Raw genomic sequence first — 20,749 nt, 5'->3', positions numbered from 1 at the left:
TCTTCACCATTCGAATCTGCCAACGAGCCTGGATAGCAAGGCGCCGCGACGCAAGCAGGCATTGCGTCGCAACATTCTTGCCACCCCGGCTGCGTTGCGATTTGTCCACGCTAAGACTCTCTCGCCGCAGCGCTTCGTTTATTGCGAACCATCGTCGTTTGCCGTCTGCGTGCCCGGATCGGGCGGCAGCGCGGTCAATAGCCGCGGCCCGTGCTGCGCGCCGGCTACCCAGCCGGCTTGCCAATCCGCTTCGCCGGTCGGCTGCGCGGCGAGTATCACGAGGCCGTGCGCGGCGACCTCGAGCTCGGCCGCCGCGAGCCGCTGCGGCGCGCGCTCGGGTTCGGCCGTGTCCAACAACACATGCCATTCCAGGTGCGGCGCGGGAGGAGCGAACTGCCGCGCCTCCTCATGCGCGTTGAGCATCAATAACAATACTTCGGTTTCGCCATTCAGGCCCGGACCCGCGCGACGCAACGTGAACGCGCGTCCCTCCGGGTCCTGCCATGCTTCGATCGTCAGCGGGTCGCCGTGTTCATCGAACCAGCCGACGTCGAACAGGCCGGGCAGCACTTCGCGCTCGCCGAACAGAAAGCGCGTTTCACGCAGCAGCGGATGGCGCTTGCGCAGCGCGATCACGCGGGCGACGAACTCGGTCATGCGCTGGCCTTCCGGTGAATCCGCGAGATCCCAGTCGATCCACGATAGATCGTTATCCTGACAGTACGCATTGTTGTTGCCGCGCTGTGTGCGCAACGCCTCGTCGCCGGCGAGTAGCATCGGCGTGCCGAGCGCGATCATCAGTGTCGCGATCAGCGAGCGCGACACGCGACGGCGCGTCGCGAGAATCGCGGGGTCGTCGGTTGCACCTTCGACACCCCAGTTGCGGCTGCAATTCTCGTTGTGGCCGTCGTTGTTGTCTTCCTGGTTGGCTTCGTTGTGCTTCTGCTCGTACGCGGTGACATCGGCCAACGTGAAGCCGTCGTGCGACGTGACGAAGTTGATCGAGGCCCATGGCTTGCGATGCCGCCGGTTGAACAGATCGGCCGAGCCGGTCAGGCGCGCGGCGAGGTCGGGCCGCAGGCCGGCGTCGCCGCGCCAGAAACGTCGCACGGTGTCACGGAAACGGTCGTTCCATTCGCTGAAGCCAGGCGGATGATTGCCTAGCTGATAGCCGCCAGGACCGATGTCCCATGGCTCGGAAATCAGCTTGCGCTGCGACAGCACCGGGTCCTGGCGCAACGCGTCGAACAGGCCCGCGCCCGGATCGAAGCCGTGGCTTTCCCGCCCGAGCGTCACGCCGAGATCGAAACGGAAGCCGTCGATATTGAACGCGGTCGACCAGTAGCGCAGCGAATCCATCACCATCTGCATCACGCGCGGATGCGGCAGGTTGACCGTGTTGCCGCAGCCCGTGTCGTTGATGTGGTGACGCTCGTCGCCGGGAATCAGCCGGTAGTAGCTGGCATTGTCGAGGCCGCGCCATGAGATGGTCGGGCCCATCTCGTTGCTTTCGCAGGTGTGGTTGTAGACCACGTCGAGAATCACCTCGATGCCGGCCGCGTGCAGCTGCCGCACGGCGATGCGCATTTCGTCGAGCCGGTGCGTGCTCAGATAGGTCGGCTCCGGTGCGAAGAACGCGGCCGTGTTGTAGCCCCAGTAGTTGCGCAACCCGCGCTCCACGAGGAAGCGGTCGTTCAGAAACGCATGCACGGGCAGCAGTTCGACTGCGGTCACCCCGAGCTTCAGCAGATGCTCGATGAACTCCGGCGATGCGAGCGCGGCGAACGTGCCGCGTTCGTGCTGGCGCAGGTCGGAGCGCAGCATCGACGTGCCGCGCAAGTGCGTTTCGTAGATCACAGTCTCGCCCCACGGCACGTCGGGACGCCTGTCGTGCGACGATTCGAACGCCTCGTCGATCACGACGCACTTCGGCATCGCGGGTGCGGAATCGCGCCGGTCGATCGAAAGGTCCGCGCGATTCGAATGCACGCGATAGCCGAACAGCGCGTCGGACCAGCGAAACTGCCCGACGAGCTTGCGCGCATACGGGTCGAGCAGCAGCTTGTGCGAATTGAAGCGATGCCCGAAATGCGGCTGATACGGCCCATGCGCGCGAAACCCATACGCGGTGCCCGGATGCGCGTTCGGCAGATAGCCGTGCCAGATCTCGTCGGTGCATTCGGGCATCGTGAAGCGGCGGATTTCCTTGCGGCCGGTGGTATCGAACAGGCATAGCTCGATTTTCTGCGCGTTTGCCGAGAACACCGCGAAGTTGACCCCCAGCCCATCCCAACTCGCGCCGAGCGGATACGGCGAGCCGGGCAGCAACCGGTCGGGCAACGCATGCGACATGTTTTCCTTTTCCTGTTCTGATTGTCGAGCTAGAGACCGGGTCTGTCTGAGTCTTCACGCAACGGGCGTGCGACGCTTGCCGTCGCGCCGCGCGCCCGTGTTACGGCAGTTTCGTTCAGTCCGCGCGCAATACGATCGTCGCGAGCGGGGGCAAGGTCAGCGCGGCGGAATGCGGCCTGCCGTGGCTCGTCACATGGTCGGATTGAATCAGCCCGCCGTTGCCCATGTTCGAGCCGCCGTACACGCCCGCATCGGTATTCAGCACTTCCACCCAGCGCCCGCCGCGCGGCAGGCCGAGCCGGTAGCCGAGCCGCGGCACCGGCGTCATGTTGCACACCACGACGAACTCCTGGCCCGCGCCGTCGGTGCGCCGATAGGCGAATACGCTGTTGCCGCTATCGTCGCCGATCAACCATTCGAAACCGCCCGGTTCGCTGTCGAGCAGATGCAGCGCGGGTTCGTTGCGATACAGATGGTTCAGGTCGCGCACCAGCAACTGCACGCCGTGGTGGCCCGGATCGTCGAGCAGATGCCAGTGCGGCGAGTCGTCATGGTTGAATTCCGCCATCTGGCCGAATTCGCCGCCCATGAACAGCAGCTTCTTGCCCGGGTGCGTCCACATGAAACCGAAGTACGCGCGCAGATTCGCGAAACGCTGCCAGCGGTCGCCGGGCATCTTGCCGAGCAGCGAGCCCTTGCCGTGCACCACCTCGTCGTGCGACAGCGGCAGCACGAAGCGCTCGGAATACGCGTACACCATGCCGAACGTCATGTTGTGGTGGTGATACTGGCGATACACCGGGTCTTCGTGCATGTAGTGCAGCGTGTCGTGCATCCAGCCCATGTTCCATTTGAAGTCGAAGCCGAGACCGCCGTCCGCGAGGTGCGCGGTCACACCCGGCCAGGCGGTCGATTCCTCGGCGACGGTGATCGCGCCGGGCGCACCCGGCACATAACGGACTTCGTGATTCAAGCGCTTCAGGAACGCGATCGATTCGAGATTCTCGCGGCCGCCGTAGATGTTCGGCACCCACTCGCCGGCCGCGCGCGAGTAGTCGCGGTACAGCATCGACGCGACCGCGTCCACGCGCAAGCCGTCGACGTGATAGCGCTTCAACCACGCGAGCCCCGACGCGATCAGGAACGCGCTGACCTCGTTGCGGCCGAGGTTGAAGATCATCGTGTTCCAGTCCTGGTGATAGCCCTCGCGCGGATCGGAATGCTCGTAGAGCGGCGTGCCGTCGAAATCGATCAGGCCGTGCGCGTCGTTCGGAAAATGCGCGGGCACCCAGTCGAGAATCACGCCGAGCCCCGCTTCGTGCGCGCGATCGACGAAACGCGCGAACTGCTCGGGTTTGCCGAAACGCGCGGACGGCGCGAACTGCCCGAGCGGCTGATAGCCCCACGAGCCGCCGAAAGGATGCTCGGCGATCGGCAGAAATTCGACGTGCGTGAAGCCCATGCTCTTCACATAGGGAATCAGCCGCTCGGCGAGTTCTTCCCACACGAGACCGCGTTGACCTTCCTCCGCGATGCGCAGCCACGACTCCGCGTGCACCTCGTAGATCGTGATCGGCGTGCGCGCGGTCTGCTTGTCGGCGCGCGACTGGATCCACTCGTGATCGGTCCACGGAAACTGCTCGATCTCGTCGACGTGCGCGACGATCGACGCAGTGCCCGGCGGCCTTTCGGTCTGCATCGCACACGGGTCTGCCTTGAGCGGCAGCGGATGGCCGTCGCGCGACAGCAGCTCGTACTTGTAGCGCGTGCCGACGCCGACGCGCGGCACGAACAGCTCCCACACGCCCGCCTGATGACGCAACCGCATCGGATGACGGCGGCCGTCCCACGCGTTGAAGTCGCCGACCACCGACACCCGCCGCGCATTCGGGGCCCACACCGCAAAGCGCACGCCCGGCACGCCGTCGATGTCGACCGGCCGCGCGCCCAGGCATTCGAGCACCGCGTACGGATCGCCGTGCGCGAGACGTTGAAGCGGCTCGTCGCCGAGCACCGGGCCGAACGAATAGGTATCCTCCACTTCCTGCACCACGCCGTGCCAGTCGACCCGCAAGCGGTACGGCATCGCCTGCGTGATACGACCCGCGAACAGGCCAGGCCGCAGCTGTTCGAGCTCCCCGAGCGTCGCGCCATCGGCGCGCGAAACCACGGTGACGTGCGCGGCATTCGGCAGCAGCGCGCGCACGATCGGGCCGGCATCGGTCTGATGCAGCCCGAGCTGCGAAAACGGATCGGGGTGACGCGCTTCGACTAGCGCGTCGATATCGACGGGTTGAAGGCCTGCTGTCGGATCATGCTCACTCATAGTCGCCCTCGGCCGGGTTAGGCGGCGTTGCGGTGCCAGGCACCCGGGTTGATGGATCGTAGTGCGGCGGCGCGCCGGTATCGCCGAGCAGCCGGCTCGTGAGCGACGCGAGGCCGCGCACCGGCAAGCCGAGCCACGCCGGCCGGTTGGCTGCTTCGTAGCGGATCTCGTAAGCGGCCTTCTCGATCAGGAACAGATCGAGCAGCGCCTCTTCGGATTCGGGCGCGACGAGCGGTGTCGGCGACTGCGCGGCCGCCGCTCGGTATTCGGCGAGAAACGCGCTGGTCGCGTGCGCGCGGAAGCGCTCGAACAGCGCGCGCTTGCGGTCGGCGGTCTGTTGCGGCGCGCTTTCGGTGGTGGACTGCGCGGCCGCGCTCGCATACGACAGCGAGCGCATCAGACCGGCCACGTCGCGCAACGGGCTCGATTTCTGACGGCGCTCCTCGAGCGAACGCGCGGGCTCGCCTTCGAAGTCGATCAGATACGCATCGCCCTGCGCGACCAGCACCTGGCCGAGATGGAAGTCGCCGTGGATGCGGGTGCGCAATGCGGCCGCGTCGCTCGGTACCAGCTTGTCGACCGCCTCGACGAGCGCGGCGCGGCGATCGATCAGACTTTGCGCGAGCCCCTTCGTGTCAGCGTCGCTCATCTCCGCGATGCGCGGCGCGAGCAGATCGAGCGCGCCGGCGAGCATCGTCTGCGTCGCGTCGACCCACGCCTTCACCTGCTCGGCGCTGGCCGGTTCCGGCGCGAACGCCGGGTCGTCGCTCGGCGTGGCGAGCGCGACGTGCAGCTCGCCGAGCCGGCGGCCGATGATGCCCGCGAGTTCGCCGTAGCCGTCCAGCAGGATCGATTCGTTGGTGCGATCCGGTACGCTCTGCGTTTCGGTGTCGATCGCGATCGCGAGTTCGTCGACCGAGCGGCGCAGATAATCGAGCGACCAGTTCCACGCATCGCCCTGGTTGTCGATGAAGCCCTGCAGGATCGCGAGCGTATGCGGCACGCCCTCGGGATCGACGCGCACCACTTCGCCATACAACGGCGCGGTGTTCGCATAGCCGAGCTGCGTCAGATAGCGGCTGATTTCCGCTTCCGGATGGATGCCGCTGACGAGCCGCCGCACGAGCTTCAGCACCGCGGCATCGGCGACGATCAGCGAACTGTTGCTCTGCTCGGCCGCGAGCCAGCGAATCTCGGGCCGCTCGCCGAGACCGTCGAGTTCGCTGAAGCGCTCGGTCGGCAGGAACTTGATCTCGCTCTTCTGCACGGTCGGCACGACCGCGTGTTCGCGCATCTTGCGCAATACGTTGTGGGCGAAGATCGGCAGCGAGAACGCGTCGGTCAGATGGCCGACGTTGCGGCCGCGCCGCACGCGCGCCAACGCGAGTTGCAGGAACAGCGGCGTGGTGGTCTCGCCGCCCCACGTGATCGCGATCGGCACCACGTAGCGCTCGGTGTGGTCGCCCACGTCCACTTCGATTTCGGTGAACGCGAAGCCGCCGTTCGGAATCGTGGTCAGCGCCGCGAGCCGCACCGCATGCATCTTCTGATCCTTCGACGCGAACCAGCGGCGCCGGCTCAGCCACGACGGCAGCACTTCGGATTCGAGCAGCCGCACGTTTTCGGGGGTCGGCCCGGACTGCCCTTCGCGGATCACGATCGTGACGAACTCGGGCAGCGGCTCGGAATGCGCCTGCGCCCACGTCGGCCGCCCGCCGCCTTCGCACAGCATGAACCACAGGAAGCCGTACGGCGGGAACGTCAGCAGATAGGTCAACTGGCCGATCGCGGGGAACACCGAATCGGCGGTCATCTCGATCGGCACGAAGCCGTTGAATTCGGACAGGTCGAGCTCGACCGCCTGCGGCGCGCGCGACAGATTCGCGACGCACAGGATCGGCGCCTCGCCGGGCATCTCGCGCAGATACGCGAGAATCTTGCGGTTTTCCGGCTTCAGAAAGCGGATCGAGCCGCGTCCGAAAGTCTGCTTCGAGCGCCGCGTCGCGAGCATGCGGCGCGTCCAGTTCAGCAGCGAGTGCGGGTCGCGGCTCTGCGCTTCGACGTTGACCGCGTCGAAGCCGTACAGCGCACCCATCACCGGGGGCAGCACCAGTTGTTCGGGGTCGGCGCGCGAAAAGCCGCCGTTGCGATCCGACGACCATTGCATCGGCGTGCGCACGCCGTCGCGGTCGCCGAGGTGGATGTTGTCGCCCATGCCGAGTTCGTCGCCGTAGTAGATGACGGGCGTGCCGGGCATCGACAGCAGCAGCGAATTGATCAGTTCGATGCGGCGGCGATCGCGCTCCATCAACGGCGCGAGACGGCGCCGAATGCCGAGATTCAGGCGGGCGCGGCGATCGCTCGCATAGGTGTTCCACAGATAGTCGCGCTCGGAATCGGTGACCATCTCGAGCGTCAGCTCGTCGTGATTGCGCAGGAAGATCGCCCACTGGTTCGAGTCGGGGAGGTCCGGCGTCTGCTTCATGATGTCGGTAATCGGGAAGCGGTCCTCGCTCGCGATCGACATATAGATGCGCGGCATCAGCGGGAAGTGGAACGCCATATGGCATTCGTCTTCGTCGCCGAAGTACTCCTTCACGTCCTCGGGCCACTGGTTCGCCTCGGCGAGCAGCATCCGGTTCGGATACTCGGCGTCGATGGTCGCGCGAATCCGCTTCAGGATCTCGTGCGTCTCCGGCAGGTTCTCGTTGTTGGTGCCGTCACGCTCGACGAGGTAGGGCACCGCATCGAGCCGCAGCCCGTCGATGCCCATGTCGAGCCAGAAGCGCATCACCTGCAGCACCTCTTTCAACACCGCCGGATTGTCGAAGTTCAGATCGGGCTGGTGCGAGTAGAAGCGGTGCCAGTAGTACGCGCCCGCGACCGGATCATGCGTCCAGTTCGACGGCTCCGAGTCGATGAAGATGATGCGCGTCTCCTGGTACTTCTGGTCGGTATCGGACCACACGTAGTAGTTGCGATAGTTCGAGCCGGGCTTCGCGCGCCGCGCGCGCTGGAACCACGGGTGCTGATCCGACGTATGGTTGATGACCAGTTCGGTGATCACGCGGATGCCGCGCGCGTGCGCTTCCTGAATGAAGCGACGCACGTCCGCGAGGTGACCGTAGTCGGGATGCACGTTGCGGTAATCGGCGATGTCATAGCCGTCGTCGCGGCGTGGCGACGGATAGAACGGCAGCAGCCAGATCGCGTTGACGCCGAGCTCGGCGATGTAGTCGAGCTTGGCCATCAGGCCGGGGAAATCGCCGACGCCGTCGTTGTTCGCATCGAAGAACGACTTGATGTGCACCTGGTAGATGATCGCGTCCTTGTACCACAGCGGATCGTCGCTGAGCACCGCGGGTTTGCCGCGCCTGCGCGCGCGGACCTTCGCAGCGGTGCCGACGGCCGCGGCCGTTTGCGCCTCATGCGCGGGTTGGGCTGGATCGTCGCGCTTCATGTTCCACCTTCCATCCAGGTTGGGTTGACGGCGTCCGCGGGAGGAACGCTCTCGGGATCGTGGTCGCCGTCCTCGGGACGTTCGGCGGGCAAGCCGCCCAAAGGCGCGATGCGCCAGATCGAGAACGGTTGGCCCGAGCCGAGCTGCACGTGCTGCCAGCGGCCGTTCCATTCGAAGCGTGCGCCGGTCATCTGGTCGATCACTTCGAGCGTGGCGTGATCGTGCAGATGCCAGCGCTGGAACGTGTCCCACGACAATTCGATGTCCGCGCCCTGTTCGTTGAACGGATCGAGATTGATCGCGACGACGATCACGTTGTCGCGCGACTCGGTCGCCTTCTCGAAGAACAGGATGTGATCGTTGTGCGCGGTGAGGAACGTGAGTCCGAGATGCGTTTGCAGCGCCGGATTCGCGCGCCGGATGCGGTTCAATGCGGTGATCTCGCCGACGATATTGCCGGGCCGGTGCCAGTCCCACGCGCGCAGCTGATACTTTTCGGAGTCCAGATACTCTTCGCTGTTCGGCAGCGCGGTGGCCTCGCACAGTTCGAAGCCGCTATACACGCCCCACAGGCCGGCCAGCGTCGCGGCCAGCGCCGCGCGGATCAGAAAGCCCGTGCGTCCCTGCGATTGCAGATGGCGCGGGTTGATGTCCGGCGTATTGACGAAGAAGTTCGGCCGGTAGAAATCGCGCGCGCCGGTCTGCGTGAGCTCACTCATGTACTCGGTGAAATCGCGCTTCGACTCGCGCCACGTGAAGTACGTGTACGACTGCGAGAAGCCGATCTTGCCGAGCCGGTACATCATGCGCGGCCGCGTGAACGCTTCGGCGAGGAAGATCGTGTCGGGATGGCGCGCGCGCACGTCGGCGATCATCCATTCCCAGAACGGCAGCGGCTTGGTGTGCGGATTGTCGACACGGAAGATGCGCACGCCCGCGTCGACCCAGAACAGGATCACGTCGCGCAACGCGAGCCACAGGTCGGGCTTCGCGTCGTGCGCATAGAAGTCGGGGTTGACGATATCCTGATACTTCTTCGGCGGATTCTCGGCATAGCGCAGCGTGCCGTCGGGGCGCCACGCGAACCACGTCGGATGCTCCTTCAGCCACGGGTGATCGGGCGAGCACTGGATCGCGAAGTCGAGCGCGATTTCGAGGCCATGCGCATGGGCGGCGGTGAGCATCGCCTTGAAGTCGTCGAGCGTGCCGAGCTGCGGATGCACGGCGGTGTGGCCGCCCTCGGCCGCGCCGATCGCGTAGGGACTGCCTACGTCGCCCGGCTGCGCGGTCAGCGTGTTGTTGCGGCCCTTGCGGTTCGCGACACCGATCGGATGAATCGGCGGGAAGTACAGCACGTCGAAGCCCATGTCGCGGATCCGCGGCAGCTTCGCGGTCACGTCCGCGAACGTGCCGTGGCGCGCTTCGTCGTCGCTCATCGAGCGCGGGAAGATCTCGTACCAGCTGGCGAAATAGGCGGCCGTGCGTTCCGCGTCGATCTTGTAGATCACCGGGTCGCGGCTCAGAAACGGGCGATGGCGCGCGGCGGTCATCGCTGTCGCGGTGGCGGGCGCGAGAATCAGCGCGAGTTTCTGTTCAGCGTCGGCCTTCTGGAAGTCGCGCACGATGTGTTCGAGCGGTTCCTTGTCGGCGTCCTCGGTCGTCTCGACTTCGGCGAGCACCAGTGCGAACAGATGCGCGGCTTCGTCGAGTTCGATCTCGACGGTCTGGTTCGCTTTCAGCTTCTTCTGGATGTGCTCGACGAGCGACGCGAAGTCGTCGCGCCACGCGACCACGGTGAACTCGTAGCGGCCGATCCTCTCGAGCGGAATGCGCGCGCTCCACAGGTCGAGGCCGGCCGGCGGCGCGGGCGACATCAGCTGTTCGTGCCACGCGGTTTCGTCGGCCGCGCGCCATAGCACGGCGGCGGCGATCTTGTCGTGACCTTCGGCGAAGATCGCCGCGCGAATTTCCGCGCGCTCGCCGACGCTGCGCTTCGCCGCGAAGCGGCCGTTTTCCACCGATGGCGACACGCTCTCGATCGCGACGCGCGGCGCGTCGATCGCATCGAGCACAGTCTTGCGGCCGCTGCGTTTGCTGTTCGCCTTATCGAGCGGCGGCGCGAGGCGGATCGGCGGTTCCGTGAACGCGCGCAACAGCCGCACCGCACCGGGCGCGAGCGCGAACGGCGCGAGTGGCGCGGGGTCGGTTTGGCCGCGCGCGTCGAGCGGCGCGAAGTGCGTAAAGCTGCCCGGTACGCCCGCGAGGAAGCGCGCGGGATCGACACGCACCGGCGCGCCGAGCTCGGGATTCACGACGATCAGGACGGCTTCGCCGGCGTCGCGCAGATCGGGTGCGTCGGCGCGCAGCAGAACCGCGGCCGATGCGCCGGGGCCGCTCAATGGGCGCAACTCACCGTTCGCGTGCAGGGTCCGCGTGTTGCGCGCGAAGTCGTTGGCCTGGGTGACGGCGGCGCTCAGATCGAAGCGGCGCGACTGCATGGCGCGCGCGAACTGCGCGGCGTCGCCGCGGGTTTGCGACATCGATTCGGCGATGCCGTATTCGAAGCCCATCGGCATCATCCAGCCGCTGCCCAGTGCAACCGACGTGAACAGCGCGCGTCGATAGGCCCGCTCGACGATCGCCGCGTCGTGCACGTCGCTCAGCTCGGCGGCAAGGCGCGTGCCGTACGGCGCTTCGGGAAAGGCGATCGGTGCGCCGACGCGCGCGAGCGCCGCATGTTCCTCGGCCATCCAGCTCGAACGGAAATCCCACCAGCGCACCGACGAAAACGCGCTGTCGAAGCCGGCTGCTTCGAGACCGGGCAGATCGCCGCGCGACAGGCCCGGCGTCGCCGCGAGAAAGCGCGCTTGCGGATGCTTCGCCCGCACTTCGTCGCCAAGGTGCCGCCAGACGGCGGCCGGCACGCGATGCGGTGAATCGAATCGGAAGCCGCCGACGCCCGCCTCGGCGAGCGCGAGCAGTTGCTGGGTCCACCAGACGGTCAGCGAAGCGCTCGTCGCGGGGTCGTCGAAATTCGCGTAGGCAACGTTGTCTTCGCGATGCACGTGGCGCGGATCGAGCCGTGCGAGCTCCGACTCGCGCGCGTGAAACCAGTCCGAATGCTCGGTGTATAGCACGCCGTCGGCGGCCATGCGGTCAATCACCAGATCGACGAGCAGCGTCAGGTTGTTGCGGCGCGCGGCATCGGCGAGCATGCGCACGGCGTCGGGCACCGGGTGCTGTGCCTCGAACACCGGATGCAGCCGCGCGTGATTGCCGACCACCTGGCCGTGGCCGGCCTGGCCCGGCTCGAACAGCCCGCCGATCAACGCATGATCGAAGCCGAGCCCGGCCGCGTGAGCGAACTGCGCGGGCCAGGCGTCGAGAGGTCCGACGAGAAGAGAATGAAAAAAATAAATCCGCGGCGCGTACCCGTTTGGAGGTTCCATCGGTCGTTTCCAGAGTTGTCCTGCTGCGGTGTGGATGCAGTTGGCATGCGATCACAGCGCTCATTGGGCTTCCCGAGCCGGATACCGCGCGATGCGTCAGCGGGGCACGTACTGGTCAATGTAGTGCAAAGATCGTCACGCCGCTGGCCAGTCGCGGGTGCTTTCGCGCCAGACGCGGGTCCGGCGAGGCTGGTCGTCACTAGAGGCGGAAAGGAGCAAACCGTGTGCCAACGCCGCGGGCCGCCGGGCGCCGCGCCAGCGCGGAAAGGGGGAGGTTACGGGAAGATGGAGGGTGCCGAAGGTGCGCGCGCGCACGGAGCGTGCGCGATTAAGCGGGCATTGTTACGCACGCCGCGGATGGCGCGGCATGTAAAACCGGGCGGCCTGGGGCCGCTTTTACACGGACCAACCGGCGCTGCGCCGAATGCCGTTCAGACTTGCTGGCGATGCCGGGATATCGCTCGTGTGGCGGCCGTGCGGCACGCGCGTGGCATTCGCATGAAATTCATCCGGGCACCGCGCCATGACTGCGTCACGAACCCAGCAACCCCGCCGCGATGTTCACGCACAAGCCGAGCACCGCGACGTTGAAGTAGAACGACAGGACCGATTGGGCGAGCGTCGCGCGACGAATCTCGCGTGAGCGCAGCACCACATCTGAGGTTTGCGACGCGACCGCGATCGTGAACGAGTAGTACAGGAAGTCCCAGTAGTTCGGCAGCAAATGGTGATCGGGGAACTTCAACGCGGTTTCTTGCGCGTCGGTGTCGTAGTAGAGGCGCGCGTAGTGCAGCGTGAAGATCGTCGGAATCAGAAACCATGCGCCGATCAGCGTCAGACCGGTCAACAGATAGTGCCAGACGGTCGTTGCGTTGCCCGCGCCCTTGGCCGACGCGAGTTCGAGCACGATCGCCGCGATGCTCGCGACCGTCGCGATGCAGATCGCGAACAGCACGACGCCCGCGTTTTCGTCGTCACGTATCGCGTATTCGCGCACGCTATGTTCGTCGGCGAGGGCCATGTGCACCCAGATCATCAGCAGGTAGCTCCATACGGCCGCGTCCCAGCCGATCAGTGCGCGTGCCGTCGGACTCGTATGAATCGGCACGAGGAACGCGACCACGATGCCGATCGCGAGGCCGATCACCGTGCGGGGCCGATTGCGAAGAACCTGCGGATAGTATTTGATGGTCATGGGACTCGATGTACGACGAAAGTGTTGGGCGACCGGTGTCGCGGATTCTACGCGTGCAACGCAGACGATTGTCGAATGGTGGGTCACAAGCTATAGTCTTTCGCAGCGGCCTTGCGCGCCGCTTTCAGTTGAAAGGCGATTGGCAGAAAACGGCAATGAAGGCACCGCGTCCGAGGCGCAACGCGCGTCGTCATATCGCTGTCGTTGCGGTCATGCATGCAACACCACACATGCGGCGCGCGTGAACACGCGCGCACGGATTCAAGACCGCTGAAGCGGCGCAAGACCAGGTTTGGGGAAGAGCAAACGAAGCGGCACGCGAACGGCGTCATGCCCTCGCCGCGCTGCTCGTCGAGAACGACTCATCATCTGGAGCCCCCATGACAGATGTTCCTGAGGATAACGATGCGCATCCCAATGTGACGCATCGGCAAGGAGCGACGTCTTATCGCAGTGCCACCCGTTTCACCGGCTTGTCCCCGTCGTATTCCGCTGCGCGCAGGGCCTGGATGCTCGGCTCATGCGCGGTGGCGGCGGCGCTCGCGTTCGCCGGCGCGAACCGTTCGCTGTCGTGGATCGCACCCGCCTTTGCCGATACGCCGCCAGCCGGCGGCGGACTCGATGCCTTCCTCGCGCTGTCGCAACACCTCACCGGCCGCAGCAGTTTCGATGCCGTGCTCGGCAAGCGTGTCTACGATGCGCTGTCACATTCCGATAGCCAGTTCACGCAGAACGTCGCCGCGCTGAATACGTGGCTGCAAGGTCACGGCGGCGTGCCGTCCGATACCGTCACGCAGGCGCTGGAGACCGACCAGCCCGCGCTCGCGAAAGCGGTCGGCGCGATCATGCGCGCGTGGTATCTGGGCCTTGTCGGCGAGATGCCGCACGTCCAGGTGATTGCGTATGAAAAGGCGCTGATGTTCGAGCCCGTGCAAGACGTGCTCACGATTCCCTCCTATTGCCGCGACGTGCCGTTCTACTGGACGCAGAAGCCGACGCCCGCGTGAGCCGCGCGAGCCCGTCAGCGGGCCGCGTCAGCCGGGTAACGAACACGCCGAACCCGCAAAGCGTCGCACGAACAAAGCCCGCAACAGGCAGGGCATCGAAGAGAGAAACGATGGCAAACACACAATCCGCCGATATCGTCGTGGTCGGCTCGGGCGTCGCCGGCAGTCTGGTTGCGCATCAACTGGCGCTGGCGGGCGCGTCGGTGATCCTGCTCGAAGCGGGGCCGCGCATTCCGCGCTGGCAGATCGTCGAGAACTTCCGCAACTCGCCGGCCAAGTCCGACTTCGCGACACCGTATCCGTCGACACCTTACGCGCCGCATCCCGAGTACGCGCCCGCGAACAACTATCTGATCCAGAAGGGCGATTATCCATACAACTCACAATACGTGCGGCTCGTCGGCGGCACCACGTGGCACTGGGCGGCGGCCGCGTGGCGGCTGCTGCCGTCGGACTTCCAGTTGCACAAGCTGTATGGCGTGGGACGCGACTGGCCGTATCCGTACGAAACGCTCGAGCCGTGGTATGTGGCCGCCGAAATGCAGCTCGGCGTGTCCGGTCCCGATAGTTCGATCGATCTCGGCTCGCCGCGCTCGAAGCCCTATCCGATGCAGCAACTACCGCTGTCGTACATGGATCAGCGTTTCAGCGACGTGCTCAACGCGCAGGGCTTCAAGGTCGTGCCCGAACCGGTTGCGCGCAACAGCCGGCCGTACGATGCGCGGCCCACCTGCTGCGGCAACAACAACTGCATGCCGATCTGCCCTATCGCCGCGATGTACAACGGCGTGATCCACGCGGAGAAGGCCGAGCAGGCCGGCGCAAAACTGATTCCCGAAGCGGTCGTGTATCGCGTCGAAGCGGACGACAAAGGGCTCATCACCGCGGTCCACTACAAGGACCCGAACGGCAATAGCACACGCGTCAGCGGCAAGCTGTTCGTGCTTGCGGCGAACGGCATCGAAACGCCGAAGCTGATGCTGATGTCGAGCTCCGACAAATTCCCGCACGGCGTCGGCAACAGCTCCGATCAGGTCGGCCGCAACCTGATGGACCATCCCGGCACCGGCGTCACGTTTCTCGCCAACGAACCGCTGTGGCCCGGCCGCGGCCCGATGGAAATGACCTCGATCGTCAACTTCCGCGACGGCGCGTTCCGCTCCGAATACGCGTCGAAAAAACTGCATCTGTCGAACGGCGTGCCGACGATGAGCGTGACCGCCGACCTGCTGAAAAAAGGCCTGACCGGCGCCGAGCTCGACCGGCAGATCCGCGACCGCGCGGCGCGCACGCTGAACATCAACAGCTTTCACGAACATTTGCCGGAGCCGCAGAACCGCGTCGTGCCGTCGGCCGATCACAAGGACGCGCTCGGCATTGCGCAGCCCGAGATCTACTACTCGATCAACGACTACGTGAAGAAGAGCGCCGCCGATACGCACGAGCAGTATGCGAAGATCGCGGCGCTGTTCGGCGGCACCGAGGTTTCGTTCGACGACAGCTTCGCGCCCAACAATCACATCATGGGCACGACAATCATGGGCAGCGATGCGGCGAGTTCGGTCGTCGACGCGGACTGCCGCACGCACGATCATTCGAACCTGTTCATCGCGAGCAGCGGCGTGATGCCGAGCGCCGCGTCGGTGAACTGCACGCTGACGATCGCGGCTTTGTCGCTGAAGCTGGCTGACAAGCTGAAGCGCGAAATCTGAGCGCTGACCGGAGAGCCACAATGATGAAGAACACCTCTCGCGTGCAGCCCGACCCTGCGCAGATTCACGTCACCCAACGCCGCCGCTTGGGCGGCGCCGCGCTCGCGGCCGCGTTTTCGCTGTTCGCGCTGTCGATTGCGTGGCACGAGTCGCACGGTCCGGACGCCCACTCCACCGACGAAATGCCGATCACCCAGGCGCGTGCCGACGACGCGGCGCAAGCGTCGGCCGGCGGCCCGGCCATGCTCGCCGGCACGGCCGCGAATGGCGAACTCGTGAAGCGCGGCCAATACCTGACCCGTGCCGCCGATTGCGCGGCCTGCCATACGGCCGACAAGTCGCGCCCATTCGCGGGCGGCCTGCCGATCAGCACGCCGTTCGGCACGATCGTGACGCCGAACATCACGCCCGATCCCGACACCGGCATCGGCCAATGGAGCGACGCCGATTTCATGCGCGCGATGCACGAAGGCATCGGCAAAGGCGGCGAGCGGCTCTATCCGGCGTTTCCGTACACCGCCTACACGCGCCTGACCGATCAGGACGTGCTAGCGATTCGCGCGTATCTGAAAACGCTCACGCCGATTCACTACACGCCGCCCGCGAACAGCCTCACGTTCCCGTTCAATCAGCGCTGGCTGATGGTGTTCTGGAACATGTTCAACTTCACCGAGGGGCGCTTCGTGCCGGACCCGAAACAGACCCCCGAATGGAACCGGGGCGCGTATCTGGTCGAAGGGCTCGCGCATTGCGAGGAATGCCATACACCGCGCAATTTCATGCAGGGGCTGAAGTCGAGCGCGCGGTTCTCCGGTGCGGTGCAGGCCGGCTGGCATGCGTTCAATATCACGCCCGACAAGCTGAGCGGCGTCGGCGACTGGCGCGACGACGAACTCGTGTCGTATCTGTCGAGCGGCGCGGCGCCGGGCCGCGCGAACGCAGCCGGCCCGATGGGCGAAGTGGTCGCGAACAGCACGCAGTATCTGACGCCGGTGGATCTGCGCTCGATCGTCGTGTACCTGCGCTCGGTGCCGGCCGTGAGCGGCGGCGACGCGCGTCCTCGCCATCAATGGGGCAATCCCGCCAACGACGTCACCGCGATGCGCGGCACCACGATCACCGGCGTGAACGGCGCGCAGCTGTTCGTCGCCAATTGCGCGACCTGTCATAGCTGGACCGGGCAGGGCGTGGGCGCGAGCGCGCCGGGCGCGTATCCGTCGCTGATCCAGAACTCGACGGTCGGCGCGAACGACCCGAACAATCTCGCGTTGGTCATTCTGCACGGCGTGAACCGCACGACCGCGCACGCGGATGTGCTGATGCCCGCGTTCGGCGGCCACCTTGACGACGAGCAGATCGCGGCGATCACCAACTACGTGACGAAGCAGTTCGGCAATCCGCAGGCGACGATCACGACCGACCAGGTGGCGAAGCTGCGCACGCTGCAATAGCGTGCGGCGCGCATCGAGCGCGCGGCAGGAGTGACTCGCGCGAACGTGCGCTGCCGATACCGCATACCGCGAATTTGCCGTTTAAGCGTCATTTTTGCGTTGGTTGGTGTCTTTCTTGCTCGATGAAGCGTGCGGATACGATAGGCACCGCGCATACGCATGCTCGTCGGTCGCATTATCATGGTGAGATGAGTACTACTTCCACCAACTTCGTTCAGCATCACGACGCCAACGAGGCCGGCCGCGATTTCGTGGTCGGCGATCTGCACGGCTGCGTCGATGCGTTGCGCTACCTGCTGCGGCAGATCGCATTCGATCCGACGTGCGACCGGCTGTTTTCGGTCGGCGATCTGGTCGATCGCGGCGAGCACTCGGAGCAGGCGCTCGCGCTGCTCGCGAAGCCCTGGTTCTACGCAGTGCTCGGCAATCACGAAGACGCGCTGTGCGCGGTCGCCGACGGCCGCTTGCGGCGGCAGTGGTGGTACGGCATCGGCGGCGCGTGGGCGGCCGCCGTGCCCGACGAACGTCTGCGCTACTACGCCGAACATCTGCGCACGCTGCCGCTGGTGCGCGTGATCGGTAGCGGCAAGACGCGTTTCAATGTTCTGCACGCCGAATTTTTCGGCTCGGATGCCGAGCTCGACGCGGGCAACTTTTCGGCCGACGTACGCCAGCGGTTGCTATGGGGGCGCGAGCTGGCGCTCGGTAACGGCGATCCGCTGCGGCAGCGCGGGCTGTCGCTGACCTATTGCGGCCATACGCCAATGCCCGACATCTCGCAGATCGGCTCGCAGGTGTTCATCGATACCGGCGCGTTCGGCCCCGATGGCACGTTGACGATCGTGCAGCCGCAGGCGCTGCGTCGTTGGTCGATCTCGGTTCAGGCCGCGCGCGCGGAAGGCGCAGCCGAATTGACCTTGCCTTGAGCGGCCGAAGTCCGCACGCCGCCTCGCCGCTTTTCCGTCACCCGACCTGATTCAGCTCGAACACCATATCGACGCTGGTGCCGTTCCAGTTGTATTCGAGGTATGCCGCGTGCTGGCAGTCGCGCAGCAGCATCGTACGGAACGCGGCGAGGCATTCACCGGCGCTGTCGCGCACCGACGGATACACGATGCCCGGCGCGCCCGCCGCGCGTACCGCGCGCCCCAGCGCCTGCCCGGCCACATAATCATCGGGCGACAGCACCGCGGGATCGAACTCGGGGTCGCGACGCAAGTCGACCACGCTGCCTTGCGCGATCACCGTGTACAGACGCATCTGCTGGCGCATCGGCGGCTCGGCAGTCGCCTTGAGAAACTGACCGGTGTGAAAGCGCGTTTCGGCGATCGCCGTCGCGCGTGAACGCGCGCAATAGAACACGCCGTACGTGCCGTCGGAAAAGCGGCTGCCGAGCGGATTCAGATGCGTGAGCGCGGCCATGATCGGTCCGTAGCCGGGGCCGAAACGGCGCTCCTCGCGCGGCACCAGATCGAGTTCGCCGATTTCGGTGCGCAGACGATCGTTGGTCATCGCTTCGAGCGCGTACAGCGCGTCGAAATCCTCCGGCGACGCGACACGGTCGAACAGGTTGATGGCCGGGAAGCGCGTCGGAATTACGCGATACGCGGGCGACCAGTCGAGCGCGGCGCTGGTCCAGCGGTCCTGCCATTGCGGTTGTGTCACGCCCAGCCGCCTCGCATTGCGTCGAGATACTGGCGCACGGCGACGAGATCGCTGATGTTGCCCGCCAGCATGCGGTCCAGCGCGCGTTTGCCGCCGAACGGCGGCGCGCTGTTGGGGCGTTTGACCCAGCTGTCGGCGGCGCTCGGCTGCGGCAGCAGAATCTGCAGCGCCTTGTAGATGCCAAGCAGCAGCGACAGGCGCTCCAGCGTGTCGTGGCTGAGACGCGCGGTCTCGGGCATCTGCCTCCACTTGAAGAACGTCGAGCGGCCCGGCTTGCCGAGCAGCACGATCTGCTCGTCGGCGCTGAGGTCCCAGTCACGCGCGATGTTGAAAAACGCACGCAGACCCGCCGCGGACATCTGCGTCAGCGTGGGTTCCGAAAGCGATCGTCGCGGCGATGCCTCAGGTGAAGAAATTCGGGCGGCGTGAGCCATTTCGGGTAAGTCCCTATGTGTACTTTTTAATGATATTAGTCCATAAGTGGATTTTTGCAAGAGAATATAATCCCGGCTCGTTTTGGCAGTCGTCGATCAGGAGAAGCAGCAGATGCGGGTTCGAGCAGTAGCAGCGGCGCTGGCCGTGTGGTGTGTATCGGAAGTGGCGTTGGCTGCCGGTTATGCGGAAGTGTGGAATCCGCCGGAGGCGAGCGGGCATGTCGCCAGCGGCCACGTTACGACGCAGGCGCACGCGCGGAAAAAGACCCAGGCGGTGAAGGTGAAGGCTGGCGCCAAAGGCGGAATCAAGACCAAGGCCGGCGGGCATCCGCAGCAGACGGCGAGTGTCCGGCACGGGGTGCCCCATGTCGCGTCGGCCGGCGCGGGCCACGGCGGCAAACTCGCGGCGCATGGTGGCGGCGTGAAGCATCTCGCGGCTGGCGGGCACGTGAGAGGCGGCGCGCAGGGCGGTATGAAAGTCGCGGCCTCGGGCCAGAACCGGTCGCACGGCGTGGTTGCCGCGCAGGGTGCGAAACACGCGCAATCGCATGTGCAACTGGCCCACGCGAAGCCGGCTCAGGGCAAGGTCGTGCACGCCGATTTCCCGGTAACTCGCGGCGCGCGTCCGCATGTGGACAAGGTTGCGGCGAAGCCGGCGGTTTCCCGTCCGAATCCGATCAGACCCGCCGTGCAGACTTCGTCGGACGCGTCCGCAAACGTTAGCGACATCGCACCGATGGGCTCCGTGCCCAATCCGGCGACCGCCAGCAGCGGTTCGCTGCCGCCGATCATCCACTGAAGCTGCTTCGAGCGGCGCGGCATGCCGCGGCATCAGTGGTGGCTTCATGCCGCGGCGAGGCCGTTTGCGAGCAGCCGCAGTGTTTCGGCCGAGCGCGGCTCGCGCACGCGCGAATGCAACGTCACGCGCGATTCTGCTAGCGCTGGCAGGCCAAGCCGCGCGCCGACATCGATCAGACCGCGCGGCGCGACCCGGCGCGCGAGCGGCGACACGGCGAGCCCAGCGGCCACGGCCGCGCCAACCGCCGCGACGCCGCCGCCCACGAACACCTCCTGCCATGCGACTCCCGCCGCCGTCAGCGTGCGCAGCGCGACGTCGCGCACGTTGCACGGCGGGCTCAACAGCGCGAGCGCCAGCGGCTCACCGGCGCGCGGCAGCCACGTCGGCGTCGCGAGCCAGCCGAGCGGTTCGCTGAACAGCGCCTGCGCATCGTCGCGCGGCGGTTCGTCGGCGCCGTAGCGAACGATCGCCGCATCGAGCCGACGTTCGTCGAACTGCGCGAGCAGCGCCGCCGACGTTCCCATATGCAGCTCGACCACGAGACCCGGATCGTGCGCGTTGAGCCGGCCGAGCAATTGCGGCAGATCGGGTCCCGCGACGTGCTCGCTGAGCCCCAGCACGAGCCGGCGCCGCTCCACCGAGAGCGCGCCGAGCGCGCGCTCGTGCGCGTTCAGCAACTCGCGCGCGGCGCCGAGAAACGCGTGGCCGTCGGCGGACAGGCGCACCACGCGCGGCGTGCGCTCCAGCAACTGCTTGCCGAGGTGTGCCTCCAGTCGCTTCAACTTCAGGCTGACGGCCGATTGTGTCGTGTCGAGCGCGTCCGCGGCGCGCGTGAAGCTACGCAGATCGGCGACCAGCACGAAGGCCCGCACCGCATCGAGATCGAGGACTTTCATTTC

The 20,749-nt window shown here is 66.0% G+C and carries 13 protein-coding genes; 5 read left to right on the top strand and 8 right to left on the bottom strand.

Annotation, left to right across the window (positions count from 1 at the left end; all coding sequences use genetic code 11):
* Positions 1–138: 138 nt before the first annotated feature.
* The 5 genes from glgX to EVC45_RS29585 form a co-directional block, all read right to left on the bottom strand.
* Entirely contained in the window at positions 139–2,352 is a 2,214-nt protein-coding gene (gene glgX / locus EVC45_RS29605) for a glycogen debranching protein GlgX (protein WP_129961743.1), read from the bottom strand.
* 115 nt (positions 2,353–2,467) lie between these two features.
* Positions 2,468–4,678 carry a 1,4-alpha-glucan branching protein GlgB gene (glgB, locus tag EVC45_RS29600; protein ID WP_129961742.1) on the bottom strand — a complete coding sequence of 737 codons (2,211 nt, stop codon included), beginning with the start codon at positions 4,676–4,678 and terminating at the stop codon, positions 2,468–2,470.
* Positions 4,671–8,138, bottom strand: coding sequence for a maltose alpha-D-glucosyltransferase (gene treS / locus EVC45_RS29595; protein WP_129961741.1), 3,468 nt, complete (start codon positions 8,136–8,138; stop codon positions 4,671–4,673). The genes glgB and treS overlap by 8 nt, the downstream gene beginning before the upstream one ends.
* Positions 8,135–11,587, bottom strand: a complete 3,453-nt coding sequence (locus tag EVC45_RS29590) for an alpha-1,4-glucan--maltose-1-phosphate maltosyltransferase (protein ID WP_129961740.1) — start codon at positions 11,585–11,587, stop codon at positions 8,135–8,137. The genes treS and EVC45_RS29590 overlap by 4 nt, the downstream gene beginning before the upstream one ends.
* Positions 11,588–12,119: 532 nt before the next feature.
* Positions 12,120–12,782, bottom strand: coding sequence for a DUF1345 domain-containing protein (locus EVC45_RS29585; RefSeq protein ID WP_129961739.1), 663 nt, complete (start codon positions 12,780–12,782; stop codon positions 12,120–12,122).
* Between the two features lie 380 nt (positions 12,783–13,162).
* On the opposite strand from EVC45_RS29585, the gene EVC45_RS29580 reads away from it, so the two are divergent.
* The 4 genes from EVC45_RS29580 (at position 13,163) to EVC45_RS29565 (ending at position 17,878) form a co-directional block, all read left to right on the top strand.
* Complete coding sequence (locus EVC45_RS29580) at positions 13,163–13,789, top strand: sugar dehydrogenase complex small subunit (protein ID WP_129961738.1); 627 nt, start codon at positions 13,163–13,165, stop codon at positions 13,787–13,789.
* 110 nt (positions 13,790–13,899) lie between these two features.
* Positions 13,900–15,501, top strand: a complete 1,602-nt coding sequence (locus tag EVC45_RS29575) for a GMC family oxidoreductase (protein WP_129961737.1) — start codon at positions 13,900–13,902, stop codon at positions 15,499–15,501.
* Positions 15,502–15,521: 20 nt separating this feature from the next.
* A complete protein-coding gene (locus tag EVC45_RS29570) occupies positions 15,522–16,952 on the top strand; it encodes a cytochrome c (protein ID WP_129961736.1) in 1,431 nt (476 codons plus the stop codon).
* A gap of 188 nt (positions 16,953–17,140) precedes the next feature.
* Entirely contained in the window at positions 17,141–17,878 is a 738-nt protein-coding gene (locus EVC45_RS29565) for a metallophosphoesterase (RefSeq protein ID WP_373683088.1), read from the top strand.
* 37 nt (positions 17,879–17,915) lie between these two features.
* Here EVC45_RS29565 and EVC45_RS29560 read toward each other — a convergent pair whose 3' ends face one another.
* A complete protein-coding gene (locus tag EVC45_RS29560) occupies positions 17,916–18,617 on the bottom strand; it encodes an RES family NAD+ phosphorylase (RefSeq protein ID WP_129961734.1) in 702 nt (233 codons plus the stop codon).
* Positions 18,614–19,051 carry an MbcA/ParS/Xre antitoxin family protein gene (locus tag EVC45_RS29555; RefSeq protein ID WP_306770801.1) on the bottom strand — a complete coding sequence of 146 codons (438 nt, stop codon included), beginning with the start codon at positions 19,049–19,051 and terminating at the stop codon, positions 18,614–18,616. The genes EVC45_RS29560 and EVC45_RS29555 overlap by 4 nt, the downstream gene beginning before the upstream one ends.
* 112 nt (positions 19,052–19,163) lie before the next feature.
* On the opposite strand from EVC45_RS29555, the gene EVC45_RS29550 reads away from it, so the two are divergent.
* Complete coding sequence (locus tag EVC45_RS29550) at positions 19,164–19,850, top strand: hypothetical protein (protein ID WP_129961732.1); 687 nt, start codon at positions 19,164–19,166, stop codon at positions 19,848–19,850.
* 44 nt (positions 19,851–19,894) lie between these two features.
* On the opposite strand, the gene EVC45_RS29545 is transcribed toward EVC45_RS29550, so the two are convergent.
* Complete coding sequence (locus EVC45_RS29545; protein WP_129961731.1) at positions 19,895–20,746, bottom strand: LysR family transcriptional regulator; 852 nt, start codon at positions 20,744–20,746, stop codon at positions 19,895–19,897.
* Positions 20,747–20,749: the final 3 nt, after the last annotated feature.

It is taken from the genome of Paraburkholderia sp. UYCP14C (assembly GCF_004197395.1).
Taxonomy (GTDB): Bacteria; Pseudomonadota; Gammaproteobacteria; order Burkholderiales; family Burkholderiaceae; genus Paraburkholderia.
This window is presented reverse-complemented; position numbering and strand designations above follow the sequence as displayed.

Coding starts and splice junctions, on each gene's coding strand:
- EVC45_RS29570 (WP_129961736.1), top strand. CDS start 15,522: ATGATGAAGAACACCTCTCGCGTGCAGCCCGACCCTGCGCAGATTCAC.
- EVC45_RS29555 (WP_306770801.1), bottom strand. CDS start 19,051: ATGGCTCACGCCGCCCGAATTTCTTCACCTGAGGCATCGCCGCGACGA.
- treS (WP_129961741.1), bottom strand. CDS start 8,138: ATGAAGCGCGACGATCCAGCCCAACCCGCGCATGAGGCGCAAACGGCC.
- EVC45_RS29585 (WP_129961739.1), bottom strand. CDS start 12,782: ATGACCATCAAATACTATCCGCAGGTTCTTCGCAATCGGCCCCGCACG.
- EVC45_RS29575 (WP_129961737.1), top strand. CDS start 13,900: ATGGCAAACACACAATCCGCCGATATCGTCGTGGTCGGCTCGGGCGTC.
- EVC45_RS29545 (WP_129961731.1), bottom strand. CDS start 20,746: ATGAAAGTCCTCGATCTCGATGCGGTGCGGGCCTTCGTGCTGGTCGCC.
- EVC45_RS29550 (WP_129961732.1), top strand. CDS start 19,164: ATGCGGGTTCGAGCAGTAGCAGCGGCGCTGGCCGTGTGGTGTGTATCG.
- glgB (WP_129961742.1), bottom strand. CDS start 4,678: ATGAGTGAGCATGATCCGACAGCAGGCCTTCAACCCGTCGATATCGAC.
- EVC45_RS29590 (WP_129961740.1), bottom strand. CDS start 11,587: ATGGAACCTCCAAACGGGTACGCGCCGCGGATTTATTTTTTTCATTCT.
- glgX (WP_129961743.1), bottom strand. CDS start 2,352: ATGTCGCATGCGTTGCCCGACCGGTTGCTGCCCGGCTCGCCGTATCCG.
- EVC45_RS29565 (WP_373683088.1), top strand. CDS start 17,141: ATGAGTACTACTTCCACCAACTTCGTTCAGCATCACGACGCCAACGAG.
- EVC45_RS29580 (WP_129961738.1), top strand. CDS start 13,163: ATGACAGATGTTCCTGAGGATAACGATGCGCATCCCAATGTGACGCAT.